14 protein-coding genes and 1 riboswitch are annotated in these 16599 nt (G+C 59.5%); of the genes, 6 read left to right on the top strand and 8 right to left on the bottom strand.

The genetic code is table 11. From position 1 onward, the window contains the following. Positions 1-257 precede the first annotated feature (257 nt). A riboswitch (glycine riboswitch) is annotated at positions 258-368 on the top strand. 106 nt (positions 369-474) lie between these two features. Beyond that, positions 475-1851 carry an alanine/glycine:cation symporter family protein gene (locus AAHA39_RS05320; protein ID WP_320656618.1) on the top strand — a complete coding sequence of 459 codons (1377 nt, stop codon included), beginning with the start codon at positions 475-477 and terminating at the stop codon, positions 1849-1851. Between the two features lie 78 nt (positions 1852-1929). Here AAHA39_RS05320 and AAHA39_RS05315 read toward each other — a convergent pair whose 3' ends face one another. Beyond that, the gene (locus AAHA39_RS05315) at positions 1930-3327 is read right to left on the bottom strand and encodes a nucleobase:cation symporter-2 family protein (RefSeq protein WP_042032987.1); all 1398 of its coding nucleotides are present in this window, start codon (positions 3325-3327) and stop codon (positions 1930-1932) included. A 246-nt stretch (positions 3328-3573) separates the two neighbouring features. Between AAHA39_RS05315 and AAHA39_RS05310 the strand changes: the two genes are divergently transcribed. Beyond that, positions 3574-4695, top strand: coding sequence for a GGDEF domain-containing protein (locus AAHA39_RS05310; protein ID WP_071912107.1), 1122 nt, complete (start codon positions 3574-3576; stop codon positions 4693-4695). Between the two features lie 33 nt (positions 4696-4728). Here AAHA39_RS05310 and AAHA39_RS05305 read toward each other — a convergent pair whose 3' ends face one another. After that, entirely contained in the window at positions 4729-4977 is a 249-nt protein-coding gene (locus AAHA39_RS05305) for a YciN family protein (RefSeq protein ID WP_033115738.1), read from the bottom strand. Between the two features lie 138 nt (positions 4978-5115). Further along, positions 5116-6495 (bottom strand): MATE family efflux transporter, encoded by a 1380-nt coding sequence (locus AAHA39_RS05300; RefSeq protein ID WP_320656619.1) that lies wholly within the window; start codon positions 6493-6495, stop codon positions 5116-5118. A gap of 120 nt (positions 6496-6615) precedes the next feature. Here AAHA39_RS05300 and AAHA39_RS05295 point away from each other — a divergent pair, with 120 nt between their 5' ends. Beyond that, positions 6616-7473 carry a helix-turn-helix transcriptional regulator gene (locus tag AAHA39_RS05295; protein ID WP_320656620.1) on the top strand — a complete coding sequence of 286 codons (858 nt, stop codon included), beginning with the start codon at positions 6616-6618 and terminating at the stop codon, positions 7471-7473. Between the two features lie 69 nt (positions 7474-7542). Beyond that, the gene (locus AAHA39_RS05290) at positions 7543-9237 is read left to right on the top strand and encodes an NAD-dependent malic enzyme (RefSeq protein ID WP_320656621.1); all 1695 of its coding nucleotides are present in this window, start codon (positions 7543-7545) and stop codon (positions 9235-9237) included. 63 nt (positions 9238-9300) lie between these two features. Here AAHA39_RS05290 and AAHA39_RS05285 read toward each other — a convergent pair whose 3' ends face one another. The 4 genes from AAHA39_RS05285 to AAHA39_RS05270 all read right to left on the bottom strand — a co-directional run bounded on the left by AAHA39_RS05285 (position 9301) and on the right by AAHA39_RS05270 (position 13557). Beyond that, entirely contained in the window at positions 9301-10086 is a 786-nt protein-coding gene (locus tag AAHA39_RS05285; RefSeq protein WP_320656622.1) for an alpha/beta fold hydrolase, read from the bottom strand. A 208-nt stretch (positions 10087-10294) separates the two neighbouring features. Then, positions 10295-11293, bottom strand: a complete 999-nt coding sequence (locus AAHA39_RS05280; RefSeq protein WP_043849401.1) for a porin OmpA — start codon at positions 11291-11293, stop codon at positions 10295-10297. Between the two features lie 338 nt (positions 11294-11631). Beyond that, a complete protein-coding gene (locus tag AAHA39_RS05275) occupies positions 11632-12657 on the bottom strand; it encodes an OmpA family protein (RefSeq protein WP_041208197.1) in 1026 nt (341 codons plus the stop codon). 303 nt (positions 12658-12960) lie between these two features. Beyond that, on the bottom strand, positions 12961-13557 hold the full coding sequence (locus tag AAHA39_RS05270) for a hypothetical protein (protein WP_320656623.1): 597 nt from the start codon (positions 13555-13557) through the stop codon (positions 12961-12963). 259 nt (positions 13558-13816) lie between these two features. Here AAHA39_RS05270 and AAHA39_RS05265 point away from each other — a divergent pair, with 259 nt between their 5' ends. Together AAHA39_RS05265 and AAHA39_RS05260 are read left to right on the top strand one after the other, a co-directional pair. Next, positions 13817-14083 carry a helix-turn-helix domain-containing protein gene (locus AAHA39_RS05265; protein WP_026456659.1) on the top strand — a complete coding sequence of 89 codons (267 nt, stop codon included), beginning with the start codon at positions 13817-13819 and terminating at the stop codon, positions 14081-14083. A 204-nt stretch (positions 14084-14287) separates the two neighbouring features. After that, complete coding sequence (locus tag AAHA39_RS05260) at positions 14288-15649, top strand: sodium-dependent transporter (protein ID WP_320656624.1); 1362 nt, start codon at positions 14288-14290, stop codon at positions 15647-15649. 78 nt (positions 15650-15727) lie between these two features. Here AAHA39_RS05260 and AAHA39_RS05255 read toward each other — a convergent pair whose 3' ends face one another. Beyond that, positions 15728-16594, bottom strand: coding sequence for a patatin-like phospholipase family protein (locus AAHA39_RS05255; protein ID WP_033115730.1), 867 nt, complete (start codon positions 16592-16594; stop codon positions 15728-15730). Between the last annotated feature and the right edge of the window lie 5 nt (positions 16595-16599).

Below are 16599 nucleotides of genomic sequence, written 5' to 3'. Positions count from 1 at the left end.
ATCGAACCGTTTCGCTGCTGTTCGGGCTTAACTTGTTGATAGTTAACTAACATTTAACATCTTGGTGAGGGTTTGAGCGCAGGGCAAAAAAGTGCGGCAGCGGGGTTCCAAGTGCGAGACAGCTCACATTTTTTGGATTAACATGCCCGCTTCCTAATCCAAATTAGTTCGGATGAAGGTAGCAGGAGAGCGATGGGCAACCATCCACCGAAGAAGTGAATCTTTCAGGTACCGGGCAACCGGTGTGGACTGCTACTGGACGATACTCTGGAGAGACCCGTTGAATCGGGCGCCGAAGGAGCAAGGCACCATGATTGCATCGCAATCTGGCGCCGGAAACTCTCAGGCAAAAGGACAGAGGGGATGGGATGGTTGTACCTGGGCTTGGCCCGCATCCGATCGCCTCTGGGGATCGCGACACCTATGGGAAGATCATCCTTCTCCTCCTTAATTTTTGTTTCTTAAGGAGGATGCATGTCATCAATTCAATCGGCGTTAACCGCCATCGATAGCTTTATCTGGGGGCCCCCCCTGCTGATCCTGCTGGTCGGGACCGGTATCTACCTCACTCTTCGTCTGGGTCTGCTTCAGGTCGTGCGCTTGCCGCTCGCTCTGCGTCTGGTCTTTGGCCGCGATCAGGGCCAGGGCAAGCAGGGGGATGTCTCCAGCTTCGGTGCCCTCTGTACCGCGCTTTCGGCAACGATCGGCACCGGCAACATCGTCGGGGTGGCCACCGCCATCAAGCTGGGGGGCCCGGGAGCCCTGTTCTGGATGTGGATGGCAGCGCTGTTTGGTATGGCCACCAAGTACGCCGAGTGCCTGCTGGCGGTCAAATATCGCGAGCAGGATGCCAACGGCCAGATGGCTGGCGGCCCCATGTACTATCTGGAGAAGGGGCTCGGCTCCAGGCCGCTCGCCAAGCTGTTTGCCCTGTTTGGCATCGGCGTCGCCTTCTTCGGCATAGGTACCTTCCCGCAGGTGAACGCCATCAGTGACGCCATGAGCCTCTCCTTCTCGGTGCCCCGTGAAGCGACGGCCGTGGTGCTGACCCTGATCGTGGCGCTGGTGACCCTGGGGGGCATCCAGTCCATCTCCAGCGTGTCGAGCAAGGTGGTGCCTTTCATGGCCATCTTCTACATCGTCGCCTGTCTGGGTGTGCTGATGAACAATGCCAGTGCCCTGCCGGAGGCGATCGCGCTGGTGATCGGGAGTGCCTTCACCGGCCATGCGGCGACCGGTGGCTTCGTCGGTGCCGGCATCATGCTGGCCATTCAGTCCGGGGTGGCGCGCGGGGTCTTCTCCAACGAGTCGGGACTGGGCTCAGCGCCTATCGCGGCAGCGGCGGCCAAGACTGATTCGTGCGTGGAGCAGGGGCTGGTCTCCATGACCGGTACCTTCATCGACACCATCATCATCTGCACCATGACCGGGCTGACCCTGGTGGTCACCGGGGTGTGGAGCGGCGATGTGAGCGGCGCGGCCATGACCAGTCTGGCCTTTGCCCAGGGGCTCGATGCCCATATCGGCCAGTATCTGGTGAGCATCGGCCTGCTGTTCTTCGCCTTTACCACCATCCTTGGCTGGAACTACTACGGTGAGCGCTGCACCGAGTACCTGTTCGGGGTGAAGGCGATCAAGCCCTACCGCCTCATCTATCTGGTGCTGGTGGCGAGCGGTGCCTTCCTCCATCTGGATATGATTTGGCTGCTGGCCGACATAGTTAACGGCCTGATGGCAGTGCCCAACCTTATCGGTCTGATTGGCCTGCGCCACGTGGTGATTGCCGAGACCCGCGCCTACTTTAGCCGCGAACAGGATGGCGAAGCAGAGCCGGAACCTCAGACCGCCTGATCCCGCAACAATCTATCCAAACGAAAAAAGCCACGACCCGGGTCGTGGCTTTTTTATTGCGCTCTGTTCGTCGCGGGATCAGAGAGGCTGTTTGCTGCGCTTGGGCAGCAGCAGGTTCATCACGATGGCGGTGATGCCGCCGGTGGCGACGCCGTAGGAGAGCACGCTTCTGGCCAGCTCCGGCAGGTGTTGCAGCACTTCCGGCACCTGCGCGACCCCGAGGCCCATGGCCAGCGACACCGCCAGGATCATCAGAGCGCGGCGATCCAGCTCCTCGCGGGAGATGATGCGTACACCAGCGGCGGCAATAGTGCCGAACATGACGATGGTGGCGCCGCCCAGCACAGGTTCGGGGATCTGCTGTACCAGACTGGCGACAGCCGGGAACAGGCCGAGCAGGGCCAGCATGGCGGCGATGAAGAGGCCGACATGACGGCTGGCGACGCCGGTCAGCTGAATAACGCCGTTGTTCTGGGCGAAGGTGGACATGGGGAAGGTGGAGAAGAGGGCCGCCAGCATGGAGTTGGCGCCATCGGCCAGCACACCGCCCTTGATCCGCTCCATATAGACAGGCCCTTCCAGCGGTTCGCCGGAGATGTCCGAGGTGGCGGTCATGTCACCGATAGCCTCGAGCGCCGTCACCACGAAGATGATGGCGAGCGGTACGAACAGCTGCCAGTCAAAGCCGAGACCGTAGTGGAGCGGAATGGGCACCATCACCAGCGGGCCATCGAAGGTGGGGGCGCTCACTTTGCCCAGCAGCAGCGCGACGGCATAGCCCGCCAGCATGGCGATCATGATGGCGGATAGGCGCAACCAGGGGTTGCGGCTGCGCTGCAGCAACACGATAAGGCCGAGCACCAGCAGGGAGAGGAAGAGGTTGGTATGGCTGGCGAAGCTGCCGTCCGCCAGCGCGCCGTAGCCGCCGCCCATGCTGATGAGCCCCACCTTGATGAGGGTCAGGCCGATGAGCAGCACGACGATGCCGGTCACCAGCGGGGTGATGATCCGTTTCACCAGATGGAGGAAGCGGCTCATCACTACGATGGTGAGGGCGGCCGCCAGCATGGTGCCGAACAGGGTGCCCAGCAGATCGTCGGTGGGCATGGCCGCCTGCTTGAGGGCGAGACCGGAGGCAATGATGGGGCCAAGAAAGTTGAAGCTGGTGCCCTGTACCGAGAGCAGGCCGGAACCGATGGGGCCGAAGCGGCGGGTCTGGATGAAGGAGGCGATGCCGGACATGACCAGCGACATGGAGACGATATAGCGAGTGTCGGCGGCAGGGAGGCCGAGGGCATTGGCGATGATGAGAGGGGGAGTGATGATGGCGACAAACATGGCGAGCATATGCTGCAGGGCGGCGAACAGCGTCTGGGGCAGAGGCGGGACATCCTCTATGCCATAGACCAGTTCGCTATGGGCTCGCCTGGGTGGATGTGCCTCTCGATTGGCGCGTGTGACTGCTGCCTGTTCCATATGTACCTCGACTGTGTGGGGGGAGGGGAAAAATTGGGCGCTATTGTAGTGATCGAGAGGGGGATGGCCAGCGTTAATGAAGAGAAAAAAGGTTTATTTTTCTGTGTATTGAAACGTTTGCGCGGTGTCGTTATCATCTGTCGGTTTGTGTGATCGTCCTCTCCTTTTTATTCCCCTCGTTAATGACATTTTTACCACTTTGTAGGTGTAGAATGAGCCCTCGGTAATTAATCGTGGAGACTCTGGATGCTTAAGTTGTCAGAGTTCTGGAGTGCGAGGGTTCACTCCGAAGACTTTACCCGTACCCGTATGGGTTTTATGACGGTTCGGTTGCGCCTGCTCACCTGTCTGCTGATGGCCGGGTTGCCAGCCTGGGCCGTGGTGGACTGGATTACTCTGCCTGCCCCCCATTTCGAGCAGCTGTTTCAGGCCCGCATCTTCTGCACTCTGGCACTCTCTCCGCTGATCCCCCTCTCTTACCTTATTCACTTTCGTCGCGAGCGGATGAAGCTCGCTCTCGGCTATCTGATGATGGTGATGATGATCTTCTCCCTCTTCTGCCTGCACAGCTTTGGCAGCGAGCAGGAGCTGCAGGCCGGTTATGCCGTCTTCCCCTATCTGCTCATCACCCTGTTTGCCATCTTTCCCATCCCGCTCTCCCTCGGATTGCAGCTGGCTGGCGTGGTGCTGGTGACCATGCTGTTGGGGTACTGGCTGCTGGTGGGGCAGAGCCTCTGGAGCCAGGCCACCCTGAACCAGATCTGGGTGCTCGGCATGTTTACCTTGGCCAGCTGCTGGGTGCAGTGTGGTCAGCTCAATATGCTGCTGCGGCTCTATCGGGAGTCCACCACCGACGAGCTGACCGGCATGATGAACCGCCGCCTGCTGATGAAGCAGCTGGAGCAGGCTAGAGTCCGACTGCAGACCAAGAAGAAGCCCTTTGCGGTAATGCTGCTGGATCTCGATCGCTTCAAGCGGATCAACGATATCTACGGTCATCTGGCAGGGGATGCGGTGCTCAAGGAGGTGGCCACCACGCTGGGTGAGCAGCTGGAACCTGATATGGTACTGGGTCGCTACGGCGGCGAGGAGTTTGCCATCCTGATGCACAACCACGCCGATCCGGTGCAGGCGACCAGAATGGCCGAGCGGCTGCGTATTGCGGTCGAGGCGCGGCTGGTAAAGAGTCCCACCTCGGACGAGTTGCTGGAGGTGACGGTGAGTATCGGGATTGCCATGGCTCGTGCCGACGACACCATTGATATTCTGATCAACCGCGCCGACGAGTGCCTCTATCAGGCCAAGATGGCGGGGCGCAACTGCGTGGTGGTCGAGGGGCAGAACAGTGGAAAAACAGATGCCGCCTGAGGGCGGCATCTTGTTGGCAAGGTGCTGACGAAATCAGCTCAGCTTGTACTTGCCGGAGAGTTGCTGGGCCAGCAGCTTGAACATGTTGAACACTGCCATGGTCTTGCCGGTCGGGGTGCCATCTTCGGCGAGGAAGAACTCCCCCTTGAACACCAGAATATCCCCCTTCTGCTCCACCGAGTCGGCGCGCATGCCGTGGATGAAATCTTCGTGTTCCTTGATGATCTTGTTGGCCATCTCCAGCAGGGCAGTCTCGGTGATCAGCTCTTTCTGTGGTTGCATGCTCGTCTCCTTAAACGACTACTGGGCAGGGGCATTGAGCCATTGCATGTGGCGGCGCCCTGCCTCTGATTGAAGAGGGGGCTAGCATACTGCAAATGGGGATTTTCTGTCATTGATATGACCCCGCTTTGTCGCGTATTAGCCCATCACCAGATTCTTCAGCCAGCGGCGCTGGCGAATGCGACGCTGCACCAGCACCATCTTGCTGATCTCCTCCAGCAGCACCACCGCCACCACCCAGGAGAGGGGCCAGCCGAGCAGAGAGACTGCCACCCACGCCAGCGGCAGGCCGATACACCACATGCCGACGATATCGATGAAGATGGTGTAGTTGACGTCGCCGCCCGAGCGCAGCACCCCGATGATCCCCACCATGTTGAACACCTTGAGTAGCATGCCAAAGCACATGATGCCGAGCACCTGACCCGCCTCGGCCATCAGCTCGGGAGGCAGGTTGCCGACCCACTGCAGCAGGTTGGTCTGCAAGAGCCAGACAGCGATCCCCACCAGCAGGGCGCCGATGGGGGCGAGCAGCAGGAAGAGCTGGGAGTGCAGCCAGGCGACCTCGTACTCTTCGGCGCCAAGCCGGTGGCCGAGCAGGGTGGAGCAGGCCACCGCCAGCCCGAAGAAGAGGGAGATGAGGATGCTCTCCAGCGTGCCCAGGGTCGTCATGATGGCCAGCGAATCGGTGCCAAGATGGGCATAGAGAAAGCCGTAGAGCAGCATGCCGAACGCCCAGAGGCCGTCATGAAACAGCAGTGGCAGGGCGATCAGGGTAAAGCGCACCACCTCCTTGCGCCGAAATGCCGCCAGCCAGTCAGCCTTGCGCGGCACGAGGCGAGCCTCATTGCGCTGCACATAGATGAGCAGCAGCACCGTCTGCAGCAGCCGGGAAATAGTGGTGCCCCAAGCCGAGCCGGCCACCCCCATCGCCTCGAAGCCAAAGTGGCCGAAGATAAGGGCGTAGTTGAGGATGACGTTGGCAATGATGGCGATGATGCCGATCCGGGTGGGGGCGGCGGCATTGCCGACCGAGCGTAGCGCCGACTCCAGCGGCACCACCACGGCGGTGCAGAGGATGGTGGCGCCGGTGATCATCAGAAACTGGTCGGCCAGCGCGCGCAGCTCGGGATCCTGGCTGGCAAATCCGAGCACGTCGCCCGGTGCGAGCACATAGACGAGGGCAAACGGCAGCGCCACCAGCAGGGCACCAACCAGTGCCAGCGCCAGTGACCGGCGTACCCCGGCCATCTCGCCGCGGCCGTAATATTGTGCTGCCAACACCGAGACCCCGCCTGCGAGGCCCGCTGTCACCAGCAGATTGAAGAAGAAGACCCGGTTACCCAAGCCGACCGCCGCCACAGCCGTGGTGCCAAGCTGGCTCACCATCATGATATCGATGAGACCAAGCAGGGAGAACATCATTGATTGCAGCGAAACCGGCAGGGCCAGCCGCCACAATCGGGTCATGAACTCGCGATCGGTGGTTTGTTTTAAAATCGCTTGCCAATAATTCATTAGTGTTAACCGGGTATGAGAAAAGCAAGGTTTGTCATGGGTATGATAGGGGGAGTGGCGAGCGGCTTCACTGTGAGTCTCTCTCGGGTTTATTGTGTGAAACTATCCTGTTGAGGTGTTATGCCCTTTGTCAGCGAGTGTCTGGAGATAGCGCCCTCCTGCGATGAGCGAATGCTGGGGCGCGAAGGGCTGCCGCTGCTTGGCGAGGCCGGTATCTTTCTGACCGGCCTCTCGACCATTCGGGAGCACTACCTCATTCGCCGCAATCGGCCCGAGTTTCACATCCTGATGGCGAGCCACAGCGAGGGGGGGGCGCTGCTCACCGAGCGGGGTGAGCAGCCTGTCCCGAATGGTTCGCTCATCTTTTTGCCTGCCGCCGTGCCCGGCGGCCTCAAGTTGGTGGGGGAGCAGTGGCAGATGAGCTGGATTTTGCTCGATGACGTGCCGCGCTGGCAGCATCTGCATCGCCTTGGTCACCGTATCTGGCAGGGGGATGGCGGCGATCAGCTTCATCATCTGCTCAACCTGATCCAGCTCGAAGGGGTTCGTTCCCCGCTCCAGCCCCAGTTGCTCACTCTGCTGCTGGCACTGCTGGAGCGCACCCTGCAGGGAGAGGTCCGCGGCACACCGGAGCTGCGCTTGCAGGCGCTGTTTCGCCGGGTGGAGGCGCGCCTCGACGAGCCCTGGAGTGTGGCCCGGCTCGCCGACCAGATGGCCTGCTCGGTGCCCCATCTGCACCGCCTCTGTCAGCAGCACTTTGGTATGGGGCCAATGGCGAGGGTGACCGAGCTCAGAATGAACAAGGCGCGCCAGTTGCTGCTTTATACCAACTGGCCGCTCAGCGAGCTGGCCGCCCGGGTCGGTTATAGCGATGGCGCCAACTTTGCCAACTCGTTTCGACGCCTGACTGGTCAGACCCCGGGAGCATTTCGTCGACTCGGTCGCAAACCTTTTGCAACGGACATGCAAACTCTTTGAAATTAATGACACAAGCCCCTAGGATCGGCGGGTTCCTGCGTCTAGCTAACCGTTTAGGTATCAAGATCCATGTTTGAAGATAATAACCAGAAACGTCCTCTCTACATTCCCTACGCCGGTCCCGCCCTGCTGGAGACTCCGCTGCTCAACAAGGGGAGCGCCTTCACCAGCGAAGAGCGCAGCAACTTCAACCTCGAGGGGCTTCTGCCCCAGAATATCGAGACCATCGAGGAGCAGGCCGAGCGTGCCTATCGTCAGTTTATGGCGTTCGGCAACGACATGGACAAGCACATTTACCTGCGCAACATCCAGGACACCAACGAGACGCTGTTCTACCGGCTGCTGCACAACCATCTGACCGAGATGTTGCCCATCATCTACACCCCGACCGTCGGCAAGGCGTGCGAGGAGTTCTCCAACATCTATCGCCGCGCCCGTGGCCTCTTCATCTCCTATCCGGACAAGGAGAGGATCGATGACATGCTGCAAAACGCCACCAAGCAGAACGTCAAGGTGATCGTGGTGACTGACGGTGAGCGGATTCTGGGTCTGGGTGACCAGGGCATCGGCGGCATGGGCATTCCCATCGGCAAGCTGTCGCTCTACACCGCCTGTGGCGGCATCTCGCCTGCCTACTGCCTGCCGGTGGTACTGGATGTCGGCACCAACAACCAGCAGTTGCTGAACGACCCCTTCTACATGGGCTGGCGCAATCCTCGCATCTCCGGTGAAGAGTATGCCGAGTTCGTCGATGCCTTCATTCAGGCGGTCAAGCGCCGCTGGCCCGATATCCTGTTGCAGTTCGAGGACTTCGCCCAGAACAACGCCATGCCGCTGCTCAACCGCTACAAGAACGAGCTTTGCTGCTTCAACGACGACATTCAGGGCACTGCGGCGGTGACGCTGGGCAGCCTGATCGCCGCCTGCAAGGCCTCCGGTGCCAAGCTCTCCGAGAAGCGAGTCGCCTTCCTCGGCGCAGGCAGCGCCGGCTGCGGCATCGCCGAGCAGATCGTGGCGCAGATGAAGGCCGAAGGGCTGACCGATGCCCAGGCGCGCAGCCGGGTCTTTATGGTTGATCGCTTCGGTCTTATCACCGACAAGATCCCCAACCAGCTCGACTTCCAGCGCCGACTCTCCCAGCCGGTGGAGCGTATCGCCGACTGGCCGGTGGGGGACAATATCTCCCTGCTGGAGGTAATGGAGCACGGTCGCCCGGACATTCTGATCGGGGTCTCCGGCCAGCCGGGTCTGTTCACCGAAGAGGTGGTCAAGACCATGCACAAGCACTGTGCCCGTCCCATCATCTTCCCGCTCTCCAACCCCACCTCCCGGGTCGAGGCGACACCGGCAGATCTTATTCGCTGGACCGACGGTCAGGCACTGGTGGCAACCGGCAGCCCGTTTGCTCCGGTGGAGTACAAGGGCAAGCGCTACGTCATCGCCCAGTGCAACAACTCCTTCATCTTCCCGGGGATCGGCCTTGGCGTCATCGCCTCCGGCGCCACCAGGGTGACCGACGCCATGCTGATGTCGGCCAGCCGTGCGCTGGCAGAGTGCTCGCCGCTGGTGAAAGGGGAGGAGGGCTCCCTGCTGCCGGATCTGGCGGATATCCATCAGGTCTCCCGCTACATCGCCAAGATGGTGGCCAAGACCGCCATGCTGCAGGGCAAGGCGGTGCAGACCCCGGACGAGGTGATCGATCAGGCCATCGAAGTGAACTTCTGGCATCCGGAGTATCGCCGCTACCGCCGCACCTCCTTCTGATACAGCGCTAAATATCCATAAAAACAAAGGGATGCCTCGGCATCCCTTTTTGCATCCGGTGAGTTATTGCGATAGTGAGCGATCGAACTGAATGATTGCTTCCATGACCTCATCTGGTGCTTCATACCAAGGAAAATGGCCTGCGTTGGGGATGGTTACCTGTCGAACGTTATCCCCCTGATAGCGGGGATCCTGCCACTGCTGCTGAGCGACGACTCGATCATCACCACCGGAAATAATAAGCACCGGGATAGTCGCTGGCCACCAGCGGGCCTCGTACGTTTCATCAAAGTGGTCTGCCGACCAGCTCATGGCCGCAAGGTTGAAGGGGAGGCTCGCCAGCATGGCCCGCCCCATGGCCAATGTGTGCGTCGAAAAGTTCCAGGGAGCACTTGCCATGACGAGCGCCCTGAGGGTCGCGATATTTGGTTCGCGGGAAAAAGCTTGCGCGGCAGTCTCGCTCTCGGGCAAGGGGTGCTGTTCACACATGCTTGCAAAGTCGGCCTGCCGGCGAGCAGAGGGGGCCGAGCTTATCAACACCAGCCCAGCCAGCCGCGTAGCCAGTTCAGATACCGAGAGCAGATACATGCCACCGGTTGAATGACCAATGAAAACGGGGTTGGGAAGTGCATCGGCAGCTTCTATGAGTACATCCGGCCAGCGCTCGTACGCAGTCGTATGATCGATCATGTCGGTATTGCTGCCATCGCCGGGCAGATCAATTAGCCAGACTGTGCCGTTGACCGTCAGCTGCTCTGCCAGCATCTGCAGGCTTTCCGAGCCGAGCCCCGGGCCACCTGGAAGCAGCAGCCAGTTGTATTTGCCTGCCGAGCGCGAGACGCATCTCATGCGAATGCGGGAGGGGTATAACGCACGTCATGCATTGTGTATTTATCTATGACTTGAACCGGTCGGGGAGTGCAGACTTTATGCTGGCAAGGCAACTACGGCAAGCTGGTTTGAGTGGTGTGGAAGCGAAGGGTAAATGACAAGGGGGATGCCCAGACATCCCCCTTGATTCAGGTAATACAGCGTTCGCTACGCAAACAGAACTTGGTTACTTGGTTACTTGCTGGACGCCGGTGACGCGTACTTCGACGCGGCGATCCGGGGCAAGACAGGCGATCAGCTTGGCCTTGGCCTTGATGCCGTCGCACTGGGTGCCGGTAACCGGGTTAGCCTCGCCACGACCCTCGATGGAGACCTTGCCTGCCGGCAGACCCTTGCCCACCAGGAAGTCGGCCACGGTGCGGGCACGGGCTTCGGAGAGCTTCAGGTTGTAGGCATCGGAGCCGATGCGGTCGGTATAACCGACCACCACGGCGCTGCCATCTTTCGGCTGCACGTCGACGATCTGTTGATACAGGGTATTGAGCGCTGCGACACCTTCTGGCTTGAGGCTGGATTTGCCAAAGGCAAACAGCACGTCAGAGCTCAGGGCAAAGTTCTTGTCGACGACTACGGGCTCGGGAACGGGCTCGGGGGCTGGAGCGGCAACCGGTGCGACATAAGATGTCCGGTTGGGGTGCAGCACCAGCTCCAGGGTGGCGACGCTCATGTCGCTCTCCCAGGTTTTCTGCTCGTCACCCAGATTCCACAGGTAGCGGTAGCGAGCCTGCACATCGATGAGGTCGGAGAGCTTGGCTGTCAGCCCCAGGCCTGCCAGCGGCGCAGTGCCGTTGGCGTCGTTACCGTTGCCGTTGACGTGGTTGAAGTAGGCGCCACCTTCAGCAAAGACGGAGAAGATATCGCCCAGCGGCAGGCGGGCGATGCCTGAGAGGGTGCCCCCTTGGGTTTTGAAGTCGGTACCGTCTACGCCAGCTTTGCCAGCGTAGAGATAGCCCAGCTCGGCGGCGAAGTTCTGGTTGAAGTTGTAGCCACCGAACAGGTTCAGTGCGGTAGCATCCTTGTCGGCATCTTTGCCGAAATCATCGAGATTGTGGGCATAGGCCCAGCCTGCGCCCATACCGCCGTACCAGTCATCGGCGGCCTGTGCCGTGGTAGCTGCGGCGGCGAGCGCCAGTGCGATCAGAGTTGGTGCCATGTTGATTTTCATCGAATTATCCTCGTTGCATCAGCCCTTGCGGGCATTCGAAACAGTCGTTTTTATTAGCTGCGAAAAATTCGCCAGCAAAGTGGATAGCGGATGGCTTCGGGACACTCATGAGGCATTGGCATCATGGACAACAGGCCGGAAGGGAAGCGTTATCTCGCGCTTATCCAATCCCTTACAGGCGCAACTACTGTATGCCTTTGACTCTGAGCAGGCAAGTTCACAGGAAAAGGTGACAGGATTGTCAGAAGCAGAACAGGGAAGTATGAAGCGGGGAAAAATGACTGGGGATAAACAAAAGGGGGAGCCTTGGCTCCCCCTTTCCGCACACAAGAGTCAGATTACTTCTGAACTTCTTGTACGCCAGATACGCGAACTTCTACGCGACGATCCGGAGCCAAGCAGGAGATCAGCTGAGCTTTAGCTTTCACGCCGTTGCACTTGGTGCCGGTAACCGGGTTGGCTTCGCCACGACCTTCGATGGCAACTTTGCTGGCAGCCATACCTTTGCTGACCAGGAAGTTGGCAACGGTGCGGGCACGCGCTTCAGACAGCTTCTGGTTGTAAGCGTCGGAACCGATACGGTCGGTGTAACCAACAACAACAGCGTTGCCATCTTTCGGCTGGAACTCAACGATCTGCTGGTACAGAGCGTTCAGGGCAGCAACACCTTCCGGCTTCAGGCTGTCTTTGCCGAAGGCGAACAGAACGTCGGAGTTCAGAGCGAAGTTTTTCTCAACGATCTGCGGAGCAACCGGAGCCGGAGCTTCTTCAACAACCGGAGCCGGAGCCGGAGCTACGTAGGAAGAACGGAACGGGTGGTATACGGCTTCCAGGGTAGCAACGCTCTGGTTGGACTTGTAACGGTCACCGTTGTCAGCGTGCAGGTCAGCCACGTCCCACATGTAGCGGTAGCGAGCTTGCAGATCCAGCGCGTCGTTAACCTTGTAGGTCACGCCCAGGCCAGCCAGCGGGGAAACCTTGGTGTCGCTTACGCCCAGACCATCGGTGTGAGCCCAGTAGGCGCCGCCTTCAGCAAAGGCAGAGAAGTCGCCGCCCAGCGGCAGACGAGCGATACCGGACAGGGTGGCACCCTGGTTCTCGTAACGGTTGCCGTCAGTGTTGCCACGACCAGCGTACTGGTAGCCGAACTCGGTACCGAAGTTTTCGGTGAAGTTGTAACCTACGAATGCGTTGGCAGCAGCAGCATCTTCTTCACCAACGTTGGTGCTTTCGATCTTGTTCAGACCGTTGAAGTGAGCAGCACCAACACCGGCACCGAAGTAGATGTCGTCAGCGGCGTGAGCAGCGGTGGCACCCAGAGCAGCCATGGTGATGGCAATCAGGGAAGGAGCCATTTTCATCATAAAAAAATCCTCGTTGAGATCGCACGTTGTTCACATGCTTCGCACTATTGAATTTATGTAAGCTGCAGGCTCCGCCGTACTGCTGGCGTCGAGTCTGGCAGTGACCCGGTGTCGGGTCGCACACTCTCCTGGTGTGTCAGATGCGCTGGCAGGGCACGCTGAGCGTGAAAAACCGCAGCCAAGCAACGATGTCATTCCGATGACGAGGCGCACTCTATGCCGATTTTGAAACATGATCAAGCTCACAAATGAACCTGATGGCAAATTGTGTCGTGTCGATAACTGGCTGTTTATCCAGATTAATTAGTGATCCAGATAGGCCCTGTGCAGGCGCTTTTCGAGCTTCATATAGGCCTGAACCCAGTCTGGCTGCGGGTTGGCCGGATTCGCCCTGGCGGCAAAGACGGCGAGATAATCCTGCTCGGTCGCGTTTTGCAGCAGCGGAGTGAGGCTGGTCAGAAAATGGCGGGCCAGATAGGGATCCAGTGGCCAGATATTGAGGATGGCACGGGCGACCGGCTGGATAGCAGCCGGGCAGACAAAGTGCTGGTGGCCCGCTTCCAGCCATTTGGCCATGTCAGCCAATTCTGATTCCGGCACTACACCTTTATCTCCCGGCGTGACGGCCAGCATCATCTCCTGACCATTACCGGTGAGCAGCAGACCATTTTGCTGCAACACGCCGTCATGAGTGCGCAGTTGAAGGGCTGGTTCATCCTGTTCCAGAAAGAGTGAACATTTCTCTGACAGGGTTGTCAGAATGGTGCCGCTCTGATCGCTCAGTGAGGCGGGAAGCCAGAATGCTTCGGCGCGATATTGCGCTCCCTGCTGGAGCTGCAGTTGCAATTCTATGTCGCTGGAAACCGTGTGCAGGCGAGAGATAATGCCGGGAAACGCCATACTTATTCCTCTTAATGGGTAGCCGGCGAATTATACGGTTTATTGGGATGGCAACAATAAAGGTTTCTTTTCGAGACTGTTTACCTGAGGCTGCTGAGCGATTACCATCCCCCCTTGAAGGCAAGGGTTGTCGCCGAAAGGCGCTCATAAAGATAGAGGCTCGACCATAACGAGTCCGAACAAAACTGATACACTTGACTACGAGTCGTCGCGAAAAATAAAAGGCGGATTAAATCCGCCAAACGGAGTATGGAACAATATGAATTCAAATATCGTCACTGTTGGCAAGAAGATCCGTCAGATCCGTGAAGCGGTTGGTTTGAGCCGTCCGAAGTTTGCTGATTTGCTGGGTGTTCCCCCCACAACCCTGAAGAACTACGAACTGGGTTATCGTGAAGTCGGTGGTGCCTTCCTGGTTGCCCTGGCTCATCACCCGGAACTGCACAAGTTCACTCTCTGGCTGCTGGCTGACAAAAAAGTCGCCGAAATCGGCCAGATTGGTCCGGACGATCTCGCCAAGGCGTAATCGTCACTGTGACAGATAGAGAAATGCCGCCCCTGGGCGGCATTTTTTTGTCCCTGAAACAGTGCCCGGCCAGACGTTTCCCGTATCTGTGCACTGCATAGAGCTTTTACGCAAAACATCTTGGCAAACCACAGCAAACCTCAGAAAATTCCGACCCTCAAAACCCGGTTCATCTCGCATGATGCGAAAGAAAGTGAGACAAGCATGAGTCAAACCACCCCCAAGGCCAGAGACGGCTTTACCAGCAAATTCGGCGTACTCGCCGCCACCCTAGGTTCTGCCGTCGGTCTTGGCAACATCTGGAAATTTCCCTATCTGACGGGTGAGAACGGCGGTGCCGGCTTTCTGCTTGTCTATGTGATCGCGACCCTGCTGGTCGGTCTGCCGGTGATGATCTCCGAGATCATGCTGGGCCGCAAAAGCAAAACCGATGCGGTAACCACCCTGAGCAAGCTGGCGCCCAAAGGGCAACCCTGGTGGCTGATCGCCGTCATGGGTGTGCTGGCCGCCTTCCTTATCATGTCCTTCTACTCGGAAGTGGCAGCCTGGGTTTTCGCCTATATCTTCAAGGCGGTTGATGGCTCCATTCTTTCGACCGATCCCAAGGTCACCGGCGACGCCTTCAACGCGCTGATCAGCAATCCGTTGCAGAGTCTGCTGTGGCAGTGGCTGGTGCTGGCCCTGATGGGCGGCATCCTGCTGATGGGGGTCTCCAAGGGGATCGAAGCGGTCACCAAGAAGCTGATGCCGGTGCTCTTCATTCTGCTGCTGGTGATTGGCGTGCGCAGCCTGACCCTGCCGGGGGCAAGTCAGGGGCTCTCCTTCCTCTTCTCGCCAGATTTTTCCAAGATCACCGGTGCCGTGGTGCTCACCGCCATGGGGCTCGCCTTCTTCAAGCTCTCCATCGGGATGGGCTGCATGATGACTTACGGCAGCTACTTCCGTGATGACCAGAACATCCCGGTCACTGCGTTTCGGGTGATGTGTGCCGACCTGTTCGTCTCCATGCTGGCCGGTATCGCCATCTTCCCGGCGGTGTTCGCCTTCGGTTTCGAACCGACCGCCGGCCCGTCGCTGCTGTTCATCACCATTCCGGCAGTCTTTGCCAGCATCCCGTTTGGCCACCTCTTTATGGTGCTCTTCTTCGTGCTGTCGGCCATCGCCGCCACCGGCGCCATGCTCTCTATTCTGGAGGTGCCGGTATCCGTGCTCTCCGAGCGCTTCAAGATGAGCCGCCCCAAGGCGACCCTGCTCAACCTGCTGGTGCTGGGCGCCGTCGGCTCCACCTGTGCGCTCTCCAACAGCGCCATGGCGGATGTCCATATTGCGGGCAAGACCTTCTTCGATCTGTTCGACTACCTCTCCTCCAACATCCTGATGCCGCTGGGCGGTATTTTCCTCTGCCTGTTTGTGGGCTGGGTATGGGGCGAGGAGAAGCTGCGCGATGCCCTGACCAATGGTGGCGAGCTGGAGCTGCCGATCCTCAAGCCGCTCTTCTTCATCATCCGTTACGTATCGCCGTTGCTGATCCTGATCGTGATGCTCAAGGGGTTGGGGCTCTTCTAAGCCAACTGTTCCCGCATAGCAAAAGAGCGCCGCAAGGCGCTCTTTTTGTTTTGGTGGTTTTGGCGATGGGACTTCGGGCTAGATCACCCCGAGTCGACCCAGTTCATCCTTGAGCTGGTCGAGGTTGCGCTCGACGCAGGCCTCACCCTCCTCGATGGCATCGCTGGCGCGATGAAAGTCCATGATGGAGAAGCTGCCAAGGCGCGGACAGAGCTGGATTTCCGGGGGATCCCCTGCCATCCGCGCCCGGGTGATCCGCTCCTGCATGATGTTGATGGAGCCGCTCATCACGCTCCACATGCCGGGCGTGGCCGGAGTTGCTTCACCGCGATTGAGCCACTGGCTGAGCAGGCCGCCGCCGGATTGATCCGGCTCGTCGGTCCAGGGTTGGTGCATGTCGGTGTTGAGGTTGATGGCGATCACCACCTCGGCCCCCATGGCGCGCGCCAGCGAGATGGGCACCGGATTGACCACGGCACCATCGACTAGCCAGCGGTCGTTGACCCGGGTCGGGGTGAGGATCCCCGGCATGCCGCAGGAGGCGCGCACCGACTGGCGCAGCGGCCCCCGTTGCAGCCAGATCTCGCGGCCGGTATCGAGTTCGGTCGCCACGCAGGCGAAGGGGATGGGCAGGCTCTCCAGCTCGGGATCCCCGAGATGGTTGGCGGCAATGCCAAACACCTTTTCGCCGCGAAAGAGGCCGCCGGAGAGGGCCGGATCGAGCAGGCTCACCACCTGCAGGCGGGTAAAGCCGCGCACCCAGCTCTCCAGTCTGTCCAGTTCGCCAGCGGCATAGGCGGCGCCGACAAAACTGCCGATGGAGCAGCCGGCGATGAGATCGGGCTTGATGCCGAGTCGTTCAAGAGCGCGGATGACGCCGATATGGGCCCATCCTCTGGCGGCGCCGCTCCCCAGAGCGAGCCCTACGCGGGGTTTTCGTGGCACGAAGT

It is taken from the genome of Aeromonas sp. SE22 (genome assembly GCF_038739755.1).
Classification (GTDB): domain Bacteria; phylum Pseudomonadota; class Gammaproteobacteria; order Enterobacterales; family Aeromonadaceae; genus Aeromonas; species Aeromonas jandaei.
The sequence above is the reverse complement of the archived record's forward strand: the minus strand, read 5'-3'. Positions and strand labels throughout refer to the sequence as shown.

Bases quoted from the DNA above. Each gene is read 5' to 3' on its own strand.
- AAHA39_RS05320 (WP_320656618.1), top strand. From the start codon at position 475: ATGTCATCAATTCAATCGGCGTTAACCGCCATCGATAGCTTTATCTGG.
- AAHA39_RS05315 (WP_042032987.1), bottom strand. From the start codon at position 3,327: ATGGAACAGGCAGCAGTCACACGCGCCAATCGAGAGGCACATCCACCC.
- AAHA39_RS05310 (WP_071912107.1), top strand. From the start codon at position 3,574: ATGCTTAAGTTGTCAGAGTTCTGGAGTGCGAGGGTTCACTCCGAAGAC.
- AAHA39_RS05305 (WP_033115738.1), bottom strand. From the start codon at position 4,977: ATGCAACCACAGAAAGAGCTGATCACCGAGACTGCCCTGCTGGAGATG.
- AAHA39_RS05300 (WP_320656619.1), bottom strand. From the start codon at position 6,495: ATGAATTATTGGCAAGCGATTTTAAAACAAACCACCGATCGCGAGTTC.
- AAHA39_RS05295 (WP_320656620.1), top strand. From the start codon at position 6,616: ATGCCCTTTGTCAGCGAGTGTCTGGAGATAGCGCCCTCCTGCGATGAG.
- AAHA39_RS05290 (WP_320656621.1), top strand. From the start codon at position 7,543: ATGTTTGAAGATAATAACCAGAAACGTCCTCTCTACATTCCCTACGCC.
- AAHA39_RS05285 (WP_320656622.1), bottom strand. From the start codon at position 10,086: ATGAGATGCGTCTCGCGCTCGGCAGGCAAATACAACTGGCTGCTGCTT.
- AAHA39_RS05280 (WP_043849401.1), bottom strand. From the start codon at position 11,293: ATGAAAATCAACATGGCACCAACTCTGATCGCACTGGCGCTCGCCGCC.
- AAHA39_RS05275 (WP_041208197.1), bottom strand. From the start codon at position 12,657: ATGATGAAAATGGCTCCTTCCCTGATTGCCATCACCATGGCTGCTCTG.
- AAHA39_RS05270 (WP_320656623.1), bottom strand. From the start codon at position 13,557: ATGGCGTTTCCCGGCATTATCTCTCGCCTGCACACGGTTTCCAGCGAC.
- AAHA39_RS05265 (WP_026456659.1), top strand. From the start codon at position 13,817: ATGAATTCAAATATCGTCACTGTTGGCAAGAAGATCCGTCAGATCCGT.
- AAHA39_RS05260 (WP_320656624.1), top strand. From the start codon at position 14,288: ATGAGTCAAACCACCCCCAAGGCCAGAGACGGCTTTACCAGCAAATTC.